Origin of the sequence: Streptomyces sp. NBC_00989, assembly GCF_045162655.1 — a bacterium.
In the GTDB taxonomy this organism is placed as follows: domain Bacteria; phylum Actinomycetota; class Actinomycetes; order Streptomycetales; family Streptomycetaceae; genus Streptomyces.
Window position 1 is genome coordinate 8,174,944 of the sequence record NZ_CP108728.1, and the last position, 14,898, is coordinate 8,189,841.

18 protein-coding genes are annotated in these 14,898 nt (G+C 68.3%); 7 read left to right on the plus strand and 11 right to left on the minus strand.

The window, feature by feature from the left end; genetic code table 11:
* Positions 1-174: 174 nt before the first annotated feature.
* Entirely contained in the window at positions 175-444 is a 270-nt protein-coding gene (locus OG714_RS36510) for a hypothetical protein (protein WP_406127523.1), read from the minus strand.
* 196 nt (positions 445-640) lie between these two features.
* Here OG714_RS36510 and OG714_RS36515 point away from each other — a divergent pair, with 196 nt between their 5' ends.
* The 6 genes from OG714_RS36515 to OG714_RS36540 are packed head-to-tail and all read left to right on the plus strand — an operon-like array spanning position 641 to position 3,062.
* Positions 641-1,120: a DUF6907 domain-containing protein gene (locus OG714_RS36515; RefSeq protein ID WP_406127525.1), complete on the plus strand. Its 480-nt coding sequence runs from the start codon at positions 641-643 to the stop codon at positions 1,118-1,120.
* Positions 1,117-1,920: a DUF6907 domain-containing protein gene (locus OG714_RS36520; protein ID WP_406127527.1), complete on the plus strand. Its 804-nt coding sequence runs from the start codon at positions 1,117-1,119 to the stop codon at positions 1,918-1,920. Before OG714_RS36515 ends, OG714_RS36520 begins: the two co-directional genes overlap by 4 nt.
* Positions 1,917-2,099: a hypothetical protein gene (locus tag OG714_RS36525; RefSeq protein ID WP_406127528.1), complete on the plus strand. Its 183-nt coding sequence runs from the start codon at positions 1,917-1,919 to the stop codon at positions 2,097-2,099. Before OG714_RS36520 ends, OG714_RS36525 begins: the two co-directional genes overlap by 4 nt.
* The gene (locus OG714_RS36530) at positions 2,099-2,494 is read left to right on the plus strand and encodes a DUF6907 domain-containing protein (protein ID WP_406127530.1); all 396 of its coding nucleotides are present in this window, start codon (positions 2,099-2,101) and stop codon (positions 2,492-2,494) included. Before OG714_RS36525 ends, OG714_RS36530 begins: the two co-directional genes overlap by 1 nt.
* Positions 2,491-2,877, plus strand: a complete 387-nt coding sequence (locus tag OG714_RS36535; protein ID WP_406127531.1) for a hypothetical protein — start codon at positions 2,491-2,493, stop codon at positions 2,875-2,877. Before OG714_RS36530 ends, OG714_RS36535 begins: the two co-directional genes overlap by 4 nt.
* Entirely contained in the window at positions 2,874-3,062 is a 189-nt protein-coding gene (locus OG714_RS36540; protein ID WP_406127533.1) for a hypothetical protein, read from the plus strand. The genes OG714_RS36535 and OG714_RS36540 overlap by 4 nt, the downstream gene beginning before the upstream one ends.
* A gap of 1,714 nt (positions 3,063-4,776) precedes the next feature.
* Here the strand turns inward: OG714_RS36540 and OG714_RS36545 are convergent.
* Positions 4,777-5,031: a hypothetical protein gene (locus OG714_RS36545; protein WP_406127534.1), complete on the minus strand. Its 255-nt coding sequence runs from the start codon at positions 5,029-5,031 to the stop codon at positions 4,777-4,779.
* 99 nt (positions 5,032-5,130) lie between these two features.
* Between OG714_RS36545 and OG714_RS36550 the strand changes: the two genes are divergently transcribed.
* Positions 5,131-5,496, plus strand: coding sequence for an NUDIX hydrolase (locus OG714_RS36550; RefSeq protein ID WP_406132079.1), 366 nt, complete (start codon positions 5,131-5,133; stop codon positions 5,494-5,496).
* A 37-nt stretch (positions 5,497-5,533) separates the two neighbouring features.
* Here OG714_RS36550 and OG714_RS36555 read toward each other — a convergent pair whose 3' ends face one another.
* The 9 genes from OG714_RS36555 to OG714_RS36595 form a co-directional block, all read right to left on the minus strand.
* On the minus strand, positions 5,534-9,880 hold the full coding sequence (locus OG714_RS36555; RefSeq protein WP_406127536.1) for a hypothetical protein: 4,347 nt from the start codon (positions 9,878-9,880) through the stop codon (positions 5,534-5,536).
* A 431-nt stretch (positions 9,881-10,311) separates the two neighbouring features.
* Positions 10,312-11,136, minus strand: a complete 825-nt coding sequence (locus OG714_RS36560) for a hypothetical protein (protein ID WP_406127538.1) — start codon at positions 11,134-11,136, stop codon at positions 10,312-10,314.
* The gene (locus OG714_RS36565) at positions 11,133-11,798 is read right to left on the minus strand and encodes a hypothetical protein (RefSeq protein WP_406127540.1); all 666 of its coding nucleotides are present in this window, start codon (positions 11,796-11,798) and stop codon (positions 11,133-11,135) included. Before OG714_RS36565 ends, OG714_RS36560 begins: the two co-directional genes overlap by 4 nt.
* Positions 11,795-12,043 carry a hypothetical protein gene (locus OG714_RS36570; RefSeq protein ID WP_406127541.1) on the minus strand — a complete coding sequence of 83 codons (249 nt, stop codon included), beginning with the start codon at positions 12,041-12,043 and terminating at the stop codon, positions 11,795-11,797. The genes OG714_RS36565 and OG714_RS36570 overlap by 4 nt, the downstream gene beginning before the upstream one ends.
* A 166-nt stretch (positions 12,044-12,209) precedes the next feature.
* Positions 12,210-12,422, minus strand: coding sequence for a hypothetical protein (locus OG714_RS36575; protein WP_406127543.1), 213 nt, complete (start codon positions 12,420-12,422; stop codon positions 12,210-12,212).
* Positions 12,419-12,670 (minus strand): hypothetical protein, encoded by a 252-nt coding sequence (locus OG714_RS36580; RefSeq protein WP_406127544.1) that lies wholly within the window; start codon positions 12,668-12,670, stop codon positions 12,419-12,421. The genes OG714_RS36575 and OG714_RS36580 overlap by 4 nt, the downstream gene beginning before the upstream one ends.
* A 180-nt stretch (positions 12,671-12,850) precedes the next feature.
* On the minus strand, positions 12,851-14,251 hold the full coding sequence (locus tag OG714_RS36585; RefSeq protein ID WP_406127546.1) for a phage/plasmid primase, P4 family: 1,401 nt from the start codon (positions 14,249-14,251) through the stop codon (positions 12,851-12,853).
* Positions 14,248-14,613: a hypothetical protein gene (locus tag OG714_RS36590; protein WP_406127547.1), complete on the minus strand. Its 366-nt coding sequence runs from the start codon at positions 14,611-14,613 to the stop codon at positions 14,248-14,250. Before OG714_RS36590 ends, OG714_RS36585 begins: the two co-directional genes overlap by 4 nt.
* Before the next feature lie 59 nt (positions 14,614-14,672).
* Positions 14,673-14,876, minus strand: a complete 204-nt coding sequence (locus OG714_RS36595; protein WP_406127548.1) for a helix-turn-helix transcriptional regulator — start codon at positions 14,874-14,876, stop codon at positions 14,673-14,675.
* Between the last annotated feature and the right edge of the window lie 22 nt (positions 14,877-14,898).

Consider the following 14,898-nt stretch of genomic DNA (forward strand, 5'->3'; position numbering starts at 1 on the left):
CAGCGCCCCCGCCTCTCCGAGGAGAGACAGGGGCGCCGAGGGCACTGGGCCGGTTCGATCACACGTCGAAGTAGAGCTCGAACTCGTGCTGCCCCTTTGCCATCTGCGGCTGAGGGGCAGCAACCCGTTGACCAGCGGTTTTCTCCGTTGGTACGCGACGGGTAACGCTAGACACTATTGATCGTCATGCGGACTGTCTGCGGACTGCTCGGCGTCACTCTTCGTGCGCTCGGCGGCGACACCGTCCGCGATCTTCCGTGCCCACTCCCGGCTGTACGGCGTGTGCTCCGCGATGGCGGTGAGCGGCACGCCGGCGTCACGCGCATCCGTGAGTAGGTCGTCCAGCGCCTTACGCGTCTTCTCGTGCGCCTGCGTGGCGCGGTCGAGCTTGCGGAGCCATTGCTCTCTCTCGCGCTGGTCAAGGCGGGGGGCGGTTGGTGTCATGTGCTGGATGTTCTCACGGCCAACTGCCAAGTGACTAGGCGGCCTGCGAAAGAATCACTGCCAAGTTTGTTGCACTCCGGCGGTGAGGTGTGCAGTATTGGGAGTGCCAAGAAAGTTGGCAGCCCCGAACCGGTGAGACTTGGCGGTAGCACCAGCCCGGGGCCTGACGGATCCCTGCTAACTCAGGAGAACCGCTGTGCAGAATCATGCCATCAGCACGCCCATGCAGTCCGTGCCCCAGCCGGGTTACCGGCTCGTTCCCGCCCTGATCGGCCGGTCGACGGACCCCGGCGTGATCGCCTGGGTTCAGTGCCCCGACTGGTGCATCGTCGACCACGCCACGGACCGCGCGAGCTACATCGAGGACGTCAATCACCAAGGCGAGCCCGCGACCCTGAACCTGACCTCCGACCATCCGGCCCGGGTGCCCGTCGAGGTGTACCTGTCGTGGTGGCCCGCCTCCCCGTTCGACGTGGCCGAGCCGTCCCTGTCCGTCGACGTCGACTCCGAGGTCATGATCTACGGCCGCACGGCCAGTCTGGCCCTGGCCGACCAGATGGTCGCGTTCGCCGCCGACGTCCGGCGCCTGGCGCTGACCCTCCCCGACGACAAGCCCGTCCCGGTCCGCAACCAGGCCGACGAGGCGCTCCGCCGGGTCCGTGGCGGCGCCGCATGAGCGGCGAGCAGGACCGCGCGCAGAAGTTCGTCGAGCGCCACTTCCCGGTGACGGCCGCGTTCCTCGCAGCCGAGCGCGGCGAGGGCGAGCCGCCGACGTTCGGGCCAACGGGTGTGCAGAACGCACACGACGACCAGCCCGAGCCGTTCGTCGTCGTCCGCGTCGCCTACCAGCTGTCGCGCTTCGAGCTGTTCGCGGCGCTGGCCGACGGCTACGCGACGACGAACACGGGCGCCGACCCGGACGGCATGACCGTCCAGCAGATCCGCTCCGACGTCGAGGCCTACCTCTCCGGCGCCTCGTGGCGGGACATGGAGGCGCTCGTCGAGACCGTCGCCGGGCAGATCGAGGGCGGCGAACGCCCGGAGCAGATGCAGGCCCTGAAGCGGGCCATGGACCGGGCGTTCCCGCTCCACCGCGAACCCGCGCCCGTACAGCAGCCCGTGTACGGGGACGGCACGGTGACGGTCGAGACCGACGACCACGGCGAGATCGTCACCGACGAGCCGTCATGGTGCCTCGGCCACGACGGCGAGCCGATCGGCTACAGGGCCGACATCACCCACAAGGGGCCGTGGGAGGCCGCGGAGTTCGCGGGCGTCGAGTTCCTGCCGGCCGGTATCTCGTGGGCGCCGTTCTCCGAGCTGCACCCCGAGCCGTACCCGGTCGCGGACGTCTGGGAGTTCCCGCCCATGGAGCCCGACCAGCTGCGCGAACTGGCCGCGCTCGTCGGCTCGCAGGCTGGCCGCCTGTACCGCCTCGCCAACCAGGTGGACCGGATCCGGAGGGGGATGCAGTGAGCACGTCGACCATCTCCCGCCCGACGGAGAACGCCGCGATGCGCTCGTACCGTCCGGCCCCGCTGCCGCCGGTCGAGCGGATCGTCGACCGCCTCATCGCGGCCCGCGCGACCGACGACCGGTACGGCGCCCGCCTGTTCTCCAACCTGCTGGACCGGATCCTGGAAGGGGCCGCGTGATGGCCACGAAGACCGCAGGTCGTACCGCAAGTGCCCCCGCCGCGCGCGGGTGCCCGCCCGGGTGCGACGGCGAGCACAACTTCGACTGCGAGGGGAACTTCTTCCACCGCGGCCCGTTGGCTGTCGCGACCGTCCCGGAGGGCTCGGCCGGCCGCATCTTCAAGGACGAGAAGCCGGAGGGTCCGTGCCTGACGGCGCACCTGGTGGTGCCGGACGGGCCCGAGTTCGTGGACGAGCCCGCGAACATCTCCGTCGACGCCGGCGATCTGTTCGGCCGCTACGCCGAACTCGACCTTCAGGCCGGCATCCAGTTCGTGCAGAACCTGAAGGCCTTCACCGCCCACGTCGAGCAGATGGTCGGGCAGCTAGCCGCGATCGAGGAGAACAAGTCATGACCGTGACCCTGGAGCGACTGACCGACGTGAAGTCGGTCCGTGGCATGACCGAGCAGCACAACCTCGTCGACCCCTACGGCGACCCGCACACCATCATCGGTATCCGCGCCATCGTGTCCCGCGACCATCTGGCCGCCGCGGTCGAGCTGGGCGGCCACGCGCACTACGGCCGCGAGCGGCACCCGGACGAGTGGACGGTCGCCGAGATCCGGTACTTCGCCGAGTTCAACATCCTCTCCATGGGGATCCTGGAGCTTCAGCAGTCCTCCGAGGGCATGGCGGAGATGGCCGCACCGGACTTCTACGACCGGGACACGCACGCGTTCGTGCTCGCCATCTACCGAGCCGTCGACCGCGCGTATCCGAAGGCGGTGAGCGTGTGAGCGGCATCGACGAGAACGGGCACCTGTTCGCTGAGATCCGCGGCGACGCTATCGGCTTCTGCGTCGGGTGCGGGCACACGGAGGCTTCCCCGGAGGCCGCTGGGCGGTGCGTGGACGCCGAGGGCCTGGCCGTCGACATGGAGGCGCAGGGCATCCTCGATCGGCTCCGGCTGACGGCCGCGTAGCCGCACGTCGAATCCCTAATCAACGGGCCGTTCCGTGGCTGGTCGAATCCCAAAAGGGTCCGCACGTTCTGCGGACCCTTGGAGGGGTCGCGACGCAGGTCGAATCCCAACGACCCTGCAGCGTGCGATCCAAATCAACGACCCCCGCGCGGGGCGGAAAGTTGCCTGCGTGTTCCTCAAGTGTTCCGCCCTCCGCGCGGGGTGTTCCCGCAGCGTGCAAACCAAATACCCCCGACCGTTTCCAGGGCACGGACCCTCCTCCTACGGGGCCCGTTTCCCGAGGTCGTAACCGATCTATCCCAAGGGTCTCCACGCAGTGGACACCCCGCTTCCCGCAAGGCCAGGACGCGCCCCCGAGTGCTTCCCGGCAACACCCCCGGATCCGTACCCGACTCTCACCGGGCACGGCCCCGGAAACACGAAGGCCCCCGGCCCGCGCCCGCACTCCACCGGGCACGGTACGGGGGCCCTTTCGTTTCGGATTTCGTTTCACCGCGAAGATCACGCCCCGTCCAGAGGCCGTCCACGGGGCGTCCCGACCCCGTCCAGGCGCTGTCCAGTGGACGGGTGCTGGACGCCCTCGGGACGGGGGTCGGACGGGCCCTGGACGGGGGTTGGACACCCGGCGCAGACCCGGTTGGGACCCGGTTCCTGCCCGGTTTGCACCCGGTTGGAACCCGGTGGAGATCTAGGCGCCAGCGAACCTCAACCGGGTCTGCGCCGGGTGTCCACCGGGTCTATACCGGGTGCAAACCGGGCACCTGCCGGGTGTCTACGGCCCGGCTAACCCCCGTCTATGGCCCGACTATGCCCCGTCTAGATCTTGGTCGGCGGGTGATCCATAGACGGGCCATAGACGGGGTCTAGACGGCCTGTAGCCGGGCCATAGACGGGGGTCACACCGGGGTCACGCAGGTCAGGCAGGGTCGTTATGGAGGTTGTGACGGGTCGTGATTCTGGGGCTTGTCGTCGTTACGGCGGTAACCACCCATCACGACCCGCGTCACGACCGCTTTGTACCGATCCCGAGGTCCGTCAGAGGTCTACCAAACCGCAGGTCGAGGTATGGCGTGAGGTCTGTCAGAGGTATGGCAAGGTCTGCCAGACGATCAAGGAACGGAGATCGTCTGGCAGACCTCGGGTAGACCTCGACCTGCGGCGATCCAGCGCCTGACAGACCTCACGCCATACCAGGATGCCCCGCTATGCACCCTGCCCCGACCCTGCCTTTCCGCAGGTCGGACCCTGCCGAAACCTTGCCGGGACCCTGCCCGAAGGGGTACGGCTGGAGCGTGACCCTGCCAGGAAGCGGCAGGGTTCCGGCAGGGTCGACCTGCAGTGATGCAGGGTCGGCGCAGGGTTCTGGCAGGGGGCATACCAGCACAAACTAGGTGGCCGACCGGGGGTGTCGTCCACCCACTTTGCCACGGTATCGCCTACTGCTCGCGAGGTGCTCGGCACTGCTCGACCGCAGGTCAGAACTGCTCGCCGAGGTGCTCGCGCTACTGCTCGGCAAGATCCGCGAGCACCTGCCGAGCAGTGAATCGAGCACCTGTGACCTGCGGTCGAGCACCAGGCGAGCAGTAGCGCGAGCACCCGCTTTGCCCCGGTCTGGAGGGCGGTCCATACCCCGGTCCGAGGGCGGTCTTGCCCCGGTCTGCGCTCGGTCCGAGACCAGCTGTGGACCGCCCTCGGACCGGGGTATGGACCGGGGTCAGCTCCCCGTCGGCCAGAGGTCGTTCCGCTCCAGCGAGAAGAACACGACATAGGCCTGAGTGGCTTCAGTGTCCTTCACGAGCCGTTTGTAGAGGAGCTCCCACATGTCCTCGCGCAGGTAGCCGGGAGGCGGTGCGCACGTCCCGCTGTCGGTGGCCATGCGGTCGGTTCCGCCGGCATCGGTCCAGTGGATGGTGAGGATGTAGTGCCATCGCGGGCGGGCAGCTCGGGGAGTCTTCGGGGCGCGGGGCACGTCATCAGGCTTCCCGGGGCACCGCGCCCCCAAGATCACTCATTGGTGGGGTTAGAGATCGGGTAGACCGCAGTGGTGAACGAGACTCCAGCCGCGGCTATGGCCGTCATCGTCAACGAGGGACGCCTCCTGCTGATCCGCCGCGGCGTTCCCGAAGGTGACCTCGTGTGGGCGCTCCCCGGGGGCACTGTCGAGCCGGCCGAGACCGCCGAGCAGGCGGCGGTGCGGGAGGCGCTGGAAGAGACCGGACTGACTGTCGAAGCCGTCGAGAAACTAGGGGAGCGCGTACACCCCGACACCGGCCGACGTATCGCCTACGTGGCGTGCCGCATTCTCGCGGGAACCGCGCACCCAGCGTCCCAGCGCGAGGTATCCGCAGTCGCGTGGGCCGCTCCCGACGAGATCACCCGGTACGTGCCGCGAGGCCTGTACCCACCCGTCCAGGCATACATCGGCGGTCAATGACAAAGGCCCCCGTCCTCGAGGACGGGGGCCTTCGCGTTCAGCCCGCGTTGAGCACCTGCACCAACTGCTGCTGACTGTCCTGGATTCGGACGTCGACCCAGTGGCCGAAGGCGCCTTCCTGCGGGTGCAGCTCGATGCGGATGGGTTCCTGCGGCTGACGGCCCGGTGCCGTCAGCGCGCTCGCCTGCTGGCTGGTGAACACGGGCTCCGGCTTTCCGGTGCCGTTGTAGGCCAAGTTCATGCCCGGCTGCAGGTAGCCGCCCTGGTCGTACTTGCCCGGCTGGAACCCGTACCACGACGGGAAGAGGCTGTTGTTGTAGCCGCGGGCCGCGCTGCCGACGATGACGCCGGTACCGCCCCTCGACTCGACGTTGGTCTTCCCCAGCGTTCCGGCGGTGTGGCCAACGCCCGCGTTGGTGATGCCGATCCGGAACGGCGAGTTGCCGTGGTACACCCAGCCGGGCGGCGCCGTCTTCCCGGAGAAGGCCCCGGTTGCCCAGCGCCGGCTGTTCGGCTTCTGGCCGCGCAGCTCGTTCTCGATGGCGCCCATGAATCCGCTGCAGTCGAAGCCCTTCGGTCCGACGCCGCCCCAGATGTACGGCTTGCCGGCCTGCGACTTGGCCCAGTTCAGTGCGGCCTGGATCTTCGGGCCGCCGATGCCGCCCCCGCCCTTCTTGTCGGCGTCCTTCGAGTACCCGAACAGAGTGTCGATGATCTTGTTGGGGATGTGCCGGACGAGCTTCCCGAAGCCGGTGTCCATGCCCGGGAAGTTCTTCAGCAGCGGGTTGACGACGTTCTTCACACCCGCCCGCGCCGACGACTCCAGGGTGTCGCCGAGCCAGGACGCGCCCTTCTTGATGCCGTTCCAGACTGCCGAGCCGGCCCCCGCGGCCTTGCTCGCCGCCGAGCCGATCCACCCGAAGATCCCACCGTCCTTGTACCGCAGCGTCCGGTCGGTCGCCGCCATCGGGTTGCCGCCGAACACCGGGGCGAGCGCCGCCTTGACGCCCTGCGAACCCTGGGACTTGGCGATGGCGTTCATGCTGCCGACGAAGCCGGAGCCGACCGCGCGGGTGAACTCGGGCCGCATGATCGCCTCGCCGCCGCTGAGCTCCAGTCGGCCACCCGTCGGCGAGACGAACTTGTGCACGTCCTTCCCGGGCGTGTAGCCGGGCATCACGCCACCCTGCGCGAACTTGAACGCCTTGAGCGGCGGCGCACCGAACGCGTCGGCGACCTTGTTCCAGACGCCGCGGATGCCGTTGTTGTAGACCGTGTCCACCACGAACTGGACGGGCGCCTTCGCGACGGCCTTCAGCTTGTCCCACTGCGACTTGATGGCGCCGACCGCGGTCTGGAACCAGCCGCCGAGGCCCTTGAGGATCAGGTGGAATGCGTCGAAGACGGGCTTGATGCCGACCCTGTAGGCCGTTTTGATGACGGAGACGATGTTGTCCCACGCCGGTTTGATGGCGTTCTTGTACAGCCAGGTCGCCCACTTGCCGACCGTCTGCAGGCCGCCCCAGATCGACGTGAAGGCAGGCTTGAGGTAGTTGTTCCACAGCGACTTGGATGCCGAGACGATGTTGTCCCAGGCGGGCTTGATGGCGTTGGCGTACAGCCACTTGGCCTTGGCGCCGATCCACCCGAACACCGGGCTGAAGACGTGCGTCCACAGCCAGCTGCCGATCGCGCCGAGAATCTTGATGGCGGCGATGATCGGCAGGATCGCGAGGACGACGATCGCCGTGACGAGGATCTTCGCGGCGAGAGAGATCGCATCCCAGGCCGGCTTGATGGCGTGCGTCCACAGCCACGACGCCCAACGCCCGACCGTCTGCAATGCCGTCCAGATGGCGTTGAACACGGGCTGCAGGACGTTCGTCCACAGCCACATGGACGCAACCTTGATCGCCGTCCACACGGCCTGAACCCCGTCGCGGAACCACGTGAAGTGCTTGTAGGCGTAGATCACGGCCAGCACCACGGCTGCGATGGCGAGGACGATCCAGCCCCACGGGCCGGCCGCGGCGATCAGATCGAATGCGGCCATCGCCAGGTTGACGGCCCCCTGCCACAGCGCCCAAAGTTTGGTGGCGACGTAGAGGCCGTAGAGGCCGATGACCAGGCCCGGCACGTTCTTCGCGAGCCAGCCGACCCCTTGCGCGAGGCCGCCGATCACTTGCAGCAGCGGGCCCGACACGGGCGACAGGGCTCGCCCGATGTCGATGAACGCATTCGCGATCTTGCCGAGCGTGTCACCGATCAGGGGCGCCTTGTCCGCCGAGTACGACAGGAACCGCTCGAACGTGGGCGAGCCCTTGAGCCCCTTCCCCCAGTTCGCGAACTTCCCCGTGATCCGCTGCAAGGTGTCGGAGATCGACGCCATGTGCGGGAGGAAGGCGCCGATGATGCCGGCCATGCCGACGAAGACATTCCCAAAGGCCACCCCGAGGCCGATGATGGCCGGCTCCACGGAGCCCTGCAGATCCTTCCGGAACGTCTTCCACCACGGGTTCTTGAAGCCCCTCGACGCCCTGTCCTGCAGCTTGCCGATCGCGGACGCCGCGGCGAGGACGAACGGCGTCACCTGCGGCAGCGCCCTGCGGATCGCGTCCAACGCCCTGGTGAAGATGGGCATCACCGCCGGCTGGAGCGCGCGGGACCAGGCCGAGAACGCCGTCCGCAGGTTGAGGAACGCGAAGTAGGTGCCCCGGGCCGCGGGCGTCAGCTTCGCCAACGCCGCCTGATACTTGGCCTGCGCGGTCGCCGCCGCATCGGTGCCGCCGGCCGTCGACTGCATCGCCTGCTGCAACTGGCGTTGAGCGCTCGCCGCCGAGTCCGCGGCGCTCTGCTGGGCAACAGCCACATTCCCCTGCGCGTCAGCGATCTTCTGCTGAGCGTCCGCGATCTGCTGAGCGTTCTGCGTCGCGGTACGCGCCTGAGCGGCCTGGGCATCGCTGAGCGACCGCGTCTTGTCGGCCACCGCCTGCTGCGCCGTAGCGAGCTGATCCTGAGCCGTCTTGACGGTCTTCGAACCGTTGACGCCCGCCTTGTTCGCCGCGGCCGTCTCGGTCTTCAGCCGCCTCGTGGCGGCCTGCTGCTCCTTGAGGTGCTGTACCGCCTCGTCGTAGGCCAGCTGTGCCTGAGCGCGCTGCAAGGCGGTCGCCTTCGGATCGGCCAGCGTGGCATTCAGGTTCTGCCGCGCCTCCTTGACCTGAAGATCCGCGTCCCGCTGCGCCAACGCCGAGTCGACGAGCTGGTTGTTGAGATCCTCAAGCTCCTGCGCCGCCTGCTTACGGGCCGCGGTGAGGTCGAGTTGAGCCTGCCTGGCGGTCTTCTGTGCGGTCGCCAGGGACCGTTCCGCGTCCTCGACGGCCCGGGCCGCCTGCTGGTTGCTGAGCGACGCCTGAGCGGCCACCTGCGCCGCATTCCGGCGTGCCTGCGTCACTGCCTGCTGCGCCTGCTCGATCTGCCGGGCCCCGTTGCGCTCAGCGGTCGCCACAGCCTGCTGCGCGCCCGCCAACTGCAGCGCCTTCGACGAGGCGGCTGCGGCTGCCGACGCGCCCGAGTTCGTCGACGACGTGGCCGCGTCCTGAGCCGCCTTCTGTAGCTGTAGGACACCCCCGATCTGCTTGAAGGCGGGCACGGCCACCAGGGCGATACCGCCGAGCCCGGCGCCGGCTGCCACGGCCGCCGCGGCGATGGCACCCAGCCCGGCCGCAACCACAGGCAGCACGGGCAGAAGCGCCGGGCCGAACGTGATCGCCGCCGCGGTGAGCGCATTCAGGTTCGCGGTCGCCGCGTGCGTGTCGACGTCGACGTCCGCCGTCTGCCCGTCGAGCCGGTTCACCTCGCCCTGGAACGCGGCCAGTTGAGCGCTCGCGGCCCCCGCGTCCACCCGGATCTGCACGTTCGGAGACTCCGACGACAGACGGGTCAGACGCTCCTGCAGACGGTCGATGATGGCGGTCGCATCGGCCGAGCTGATGTCGATGCCGATCCGTGCATCCCGGATCGACTCCAACTGCCGGCGGATGTTGTAGATCTCCCGCTCAGCATCCGTGCTGTTGGCGTTGAGATGGATGTCCGGCAGGTTCGCCAGAGCGGCCTGAACCTGCGTCTTGAAGCTCCGGGCGAACGCGGATCCCGTCGACTGACCCTGACGGATCGCAGCCGGCTGCGCCTGACGGCCACCACGGGTGATGCCATCGGCCAGGCCCTGAGCGGCACCAGCCGCGATGTACCGACCGATGACACGGCCAACCTCGTCACCCACCGAGTTCGCGGCCGGTACGAGCTGGTTCTGCAGGCGCTGCCGAACACCTGTTGCATTGGGTAGGACGTCGACTTCAACGGAACCGACGGAGATGGCAGGCGACACGTTGCCCTCCTAGGCATCGTGGCGCGGGCCCTTGGGAGGTCAGGAACAAGATCAGGTCTGGCTATGGAAGCCCAGGTGTTACGGCTACAGGGCTGTGACCTGCGGTGATGCTGCACCGGGGACTATGGTCAACCTCAGGTGGTCTAGCCCTCTTGGCGTCGTTGCAGGTCAGGGGCCTTGGAAACCCGGGGGGGATGTCGAGAGCTATACGGCCCGAGGAATCCAAGATCCCCCACGGGGATCCCCCGCCAGGGTGGTTGATCCACTTATGTTGCGGTCCGGCCGGCTGGTGGCTACGGGCTTGGGCCGGCCGGACCGCAGGGTCGGCGCTGGTGAGTCGGGGCAGGAGAGAACGACTCTGCTCGTCACCATCGGTGTCGTTGCGCTTTCCACGGACGCTTCGACTGCCGTTTACGCCGACGTTCATGGGCTCACGCTGCCAATGCCTGTCGCACGGCTACGACTGCACCGTTGCGTCCGCTCGCTGCCTGCATGGCTGCGATGGCGTCGCGCCAGCGCTGCACTGCTGCTGCACGGTCGCGCACCTCGCCTGGCGTGGCGAGGACGAGCTGCACATGCTCGCTCCGTGCGAGGTGCAGCCAGCGGCTGACGGGCTGGCCCTTGAGTTCTCGCCACCCGTGCATGACTGGTGCTACTTCGTTGAGGAGCACGTTGTCGAACACGGCCTGCTCGGTCGGGTCGGGGAACTTGGCGACTGCGTACAGCTCGTTGTCGCGGCCTCCGTCGCCGCCGATGGCGCGCGCCATGTCCTTCCTGTCGCTGACGAGTTGGTCGAGCTGGTGGGCTGCGCTCTCCGCCTTCTCCCAGGCTGCCGAGATCTTCGGGTTGTTCCAGTCGAGAGCCTCGACGCGCAGATCCTCGGGCAGCTTCTTCGCCTGGCCGGTGAGGACCTTGACGAGGGTGTTGAACTCGGGCGTGAGGGACAGGATCCAGCCGGGCACGGCGTCCCTGACGAGCCGGCGGTAGTTCTCGGCTACGGGCTCCAGGTAGTCGGAGGCGACGGAGCGGACGGATTCGGCGTGCCGCTTGGCTTCGGCCTGCTCGGTGATGAGCTGCCGGAGTTCTGCGGGGGTGGCCGGGATTGTTTCCGGGGTGGGCCGCGGGGGTGCGCTGCGGTGTCCGGCGTCGATGACGACCTGCCACATCTTGGAGGCGTCTTCGATGGCCTGCGGTACGGGGAGCTTGCGGCGCAGCGCGGCGCGTACCGCGTCTTCCGCCTGGGTGGTGCCGATCATGCGGCTTCGCCTCCGAGGTCGTCACGGGCGAGCATGTCGATCTCCTGCTCGCGCAGGCCGTCGAGGACGGACGGCTTGGCGATGTGGAAGTCGGAGGAGACGCCCATCCGCCATCCGAAGTCGGTGGTGTCGGGGAGCTGGTTCCGTTCGATCAGTCCGGCGACGGCGGTGTTGTTGCTGCCGTCCGCGTTCCACTCGTCGACGATGTCCTCCCAGCCGTAGCTGTAGGCGTGGCCGGCGATGACCTGGGCGAGCTGGGCGTCGCCGTCCTGCTGTGCGGTGCGCAGCATCTGCAGGGCCGCGTCGGGGCTGTCGATGCCGGCGACGAGCTGCTGTGCCGCCCGCCGGTTGGCGATGGTCTGCGCGTCGCCGCCGCGGGCGCCGAAGGCCCGGTCGATGAGGGTCTTCTTGTGCCGCTCGATGCCTGCGATGTGCTCGTCGAGGAGCTTCTGTGACTGGGCCTGGGCCTGCCGGTAGGTGCGTGCGGCGATCGCTTGGCGGGCCTGGTCGGTGAGGCCCTTGCGGTCCATGGCGCGCTGGACGGTCGTGTTGGCGCTGTCGATGAATGCGGCGGCCTGCTGCCGGGTGCCGTCGACGACGCGCTGCGCCTCGGCGGAGAGTTCGGCTCCGGTCCGGTTGAAGATCTGCTGGGCGCTGGTCATCGGGGTTCTCCTTCGGTTGCTTCGGTGCGGGCCATTTCCTGGGCTTCGCTGATGGCGCGCTGTACGGCGTCGGCGGGTACGAACTCGCGGACGAGTTCGGCCATGGCGAGGATGGATGCCTCGCAGACGGCTGCCACCAGCTCCGGGGGGAGTGTGCGGAGCAGTAGGCGGGCGCCCTGGTCGTCGTCACGCAGGGCGCAGGAGACGACCAGCGCGGCCTTGCGGAACGCCTCGGCCTCGGTCATGCCGCCTCCGGGATGTCGAGGTGCGGGCACTGCCCGCCGTGAACGTCCGAGCACTGGGGGATGTGGACGGCCCGGCAGAGGTGGGCGCCACAGCCACGGATACAGGCCCTGCCGCGGCCGGCCTTGAGCGGTCGGTCGCAGGTCGCACACCGGCGGCGGGCGCGGCTCACGCGTCACCACCGTCGGGTTCTTCTGCGACCCCAGGAAAACCCGGCTCGTCGTCCTCCGTGGCCCACCGCCGCATCTTGGCGTCGTGACGGGCGGCCAGACCGGGGATGCGTGCAGCGTCCAGCTCGGCCCGCTGCTGCCTCCGCTGCTGCCGCTTGTTCTTGGCCGCCGCTATCTGGGCCTGCACCTGCTGCTCGACGTGGGAGGTCACGGGACCACCTTGACTATGTCGTCTGCGCTCACGCTGTCGCGCCATTCGCTGGTGGTGTACAGCGCGCCCTGGAACACGAAGACCGGCTCGACGGTCGTCACGGCATGGTCGCCGGCCTCGGTGTAGGTCTGGACGACAGTCGCCCAGGCGACGATGCGGTGCTGTTCGTTGGGTCGGCTGGAGATGTGCACGTGCCAGCCGGGCCCTGCGGCGGCGAGGCTGACGGGTGAATCTTCGAGGTACCTCATGGTGACTCCTGGACTGTGGTGACGGCCGAAAAAGCGGCATCTACAAGGGGATGGATCGGGGCTAGGTGATCTTGTGTCGGGAGGCGGTGTGTAGGGTTGTGCTGCCTTTTCCGAAACTCTCTACGCGCACACATATGGAGAGAAACGGGGAAACCCAGCACAGCCCTACACTTCTGCAGGTCAGGGGCTTTCGGCCTCCTCCCGGCCAGCGAGCATCAGCCCCCGGTAGACCTGTCCGCCGCTGCTGCGCTTTTTGGCGAAGCCCCGGTGCGACATGGACTCGGCGAACGCCACCTCGCTGCCCGCCTGCTCGCCGGTCTTGCGGCACCACTCCGACCAGTCGGCGAACAACTCCCGGGCCTTCACGAAGCTGTGGGGGTTGGCGATGGTCCACTCGTCGAGGTACCGGCCGAGGACGTCGCTCGCGGCCTGGTACTCCTCGGTCCTGGCGCGCACCGCCTCGGGCGGGTTGAGTCCCTGTTTCTGGTAGTCGAGCCACCCCGCGTAGGCCCATGCGAGGACGGCCGGCGCTGCCAGCTTCAGCCGTTCCGGCAGGGTCTCGTCACGCTCCTCGGGCGGGATGACGACGTCGAACGGGACGACGAGGATGCGTCGCCATACCGCCGGGTCGTCGCCGCTGACCGCCGGAAGGTGGTTGGTCAGCATGAGCAGCGTGTGTGACGGCTCGAACTGGATGGGGTTCTTGTGCATGAGGTTCGCCTCGATCGGCGTTCCGTCGACGAGCCGCTTCATGGTGGCCTCGGCGAACTTGCGGCCCTTCTCCGTCTCGGAGCAGAAGGCCAGCCGGGCACCGCGGAGCCGCATCTTGAAGGCGCCGTGCCGCTCGTGCTTGGACTCCATGAGCAGCGCGGGGTCGACCTCGATGGCGTAGTCGCCGAAGGCTTCCCCGATCGCGCCCGCCATGGTGCTTTTACCGTTCGCCCCGGTCCCGGTGAAGATCGGCATGACGTGTTCGGTCTGCTTGCCGAGCATCGCGTAGCCGAAGAGCCGCTGTACGAACGCCCGCACGTCGCCATTGGGCAGGATGCGTTCGAGGAACGTCTCCCACTCGTCGTTGACCTGGTCGCCGACACCGGCCCCCGACACCTTCGTGATCATGTCGGCGGGGTCGTTGTCCTTGATCGATCCCGCGTGCAGGTCGACCGTGCCAGTGGGGGTGTTGAACAGGTACGGGTCGGCATCGAGCGCGCGTGACGGGGCAGAGATCGGCGGCATGGCGCCCGCGAGCTTGAGCATGCCCTCGATGCCGCCCGCGGTTTCGGTCTTCCGGGCGTCGGCGTACAGGGCGTCTCGCTCGGGCGACTTGGGCATGCTGACCACGGCCGCGAGCGCCAGTTTCGTGGTCGCGACGGCCGCTTCGATGTCGATGCGCTGGTCGTCGACCTTCCAGCGGGCGCCGTCCCAGTGATACCAGCCGATGCCGTGGACGTGACGGAGCTCATCGGAGTGATCCCTGATGAACCGTTCGGCCATGCCCAGGTGCCCGCGGTGCGCGATGTGCGGGACTTCCACGACGCGCAACCGGGGCGCCTCGGGTGGCTTCATGGCGGGCTCGCTCACGCTGCCTCCTTCCTGTGGCGCTGCTGGGCGGCCATGTCGTGGAATGCCTTGGCGCAGGCTTCGGGGGTGGCTCGCTGCCAGAGTGCGTATGGGGCTTGGAGCTGCCGGTTGAGGTCGTCGGCGATCTCGTCGCCGTAGCGCAGCCACATCTGGGCGAAGGCGACCAGGCCGGCCATCTTCCGGGGGTCCTCAAGGTCGAGGGCCTTCCAGTTGTCGCTGCCGTAGTCGGGGAAGTCGCCGCGCTGGTAGCGGACTTTCGCGGCCTGCCAGTAGTCGCGGATGACGGCCGTCTCGTCGGTCTCTGCCGACTCACTTCCTCGCGGGAAGTCAGTGGCGTGCGCTAACTTGGGAGCCGCGGCCACCGCGCTGCTTTCACGAGGCCTGGCATGTAGGGCATGCCGGGCCTCGTTGCTGTTCCGGTTCACGCCGCGCGCTGACCTCCGGCCTGCTTTTGCTCCGCGTCCCACGCGTCGAGCACCGCCTCGTCGTACAGCACCTTGCGTCCCCGCTTGACGCCTCCCGGGATGTAGTCGATGTGCCGCCAGTACCGAACCGTGCTGGGGGCCGTCCTGTAGCGCGCTGCTACCTCGTTTGTCGTGAGGTACTTCGGCGCGGTCGCTGTCACACCTGACTCCTCATGAAACTCA

Excerpts from the sequence above, each read along its gene's own strand:
- OG714_RS36550 (WP_406132079.1), top strand. The coding sequence starts at position 5,131 with ATGGCCGTCATCGTCAACGAGGGACGCCTCCTGCTGATCCGCCGCGGC.
- OG714_RS36510 (WP_406127523.1), bottom strand. The coding sequence starts at position 444 with ATGACACCAACCGCCCCCCGCCTTGACCAGCGCGAGAGAGAGCAATGG.
- OG714_RS36530 (WP_406127530.1), top strand. The coding sequence starts at position 2,099 with ATGGCCACGAAGACCGCAGGTCGTACCGCAAGTGCCCCCGCCGCGCGC.
- OG714_RS36535 (WP_406127531.1), top strand. The coding sequence starts at position 2,491 with ATGACCGTGACCCTGGAGCGACTGACCGACGTGAAGTCGGTCCGTGGC.
- OG714_RS36565 (WP_406127540.1), bottom strand. The coding sequence starts at position 11,798 with ATGACCAGCGCCCAGCAGATCTTCAACCGGACCGGAGCCGAACTCTCC.
- OG714_RS36560 (WP_406127538.1), bottom strand. The coding sequence starts at position 11,136 with ATGATCGGCACCACCCAGGCGGAAGACGCGGTACGCGCCGCGCTGCGC.
- OG714_RS36580 (WP_406127544.1), bottom strand. The coding sequence starts at position 12,670 with ATGAGGTACCTCGAAGATTCACCCGTCAGCCTCGCCGCCGCAGGGCCC.
- OG714_RS36520 (WP_406127527.1), top strand. The coding sequence starts at position 1,117 with ATGAGCGGCGAGCAGGACCGCGCGCAGAAGTTCGTCGAGCGCCACTTC.
- OG714_RS36570 (WP_406127541.1), bottom strand. The coding sequence starts at position 12,043 with ATGACCGAGGCCGAGGCGTTCCGCAAGGCCGCGCTGGTCGTCTCCTGC.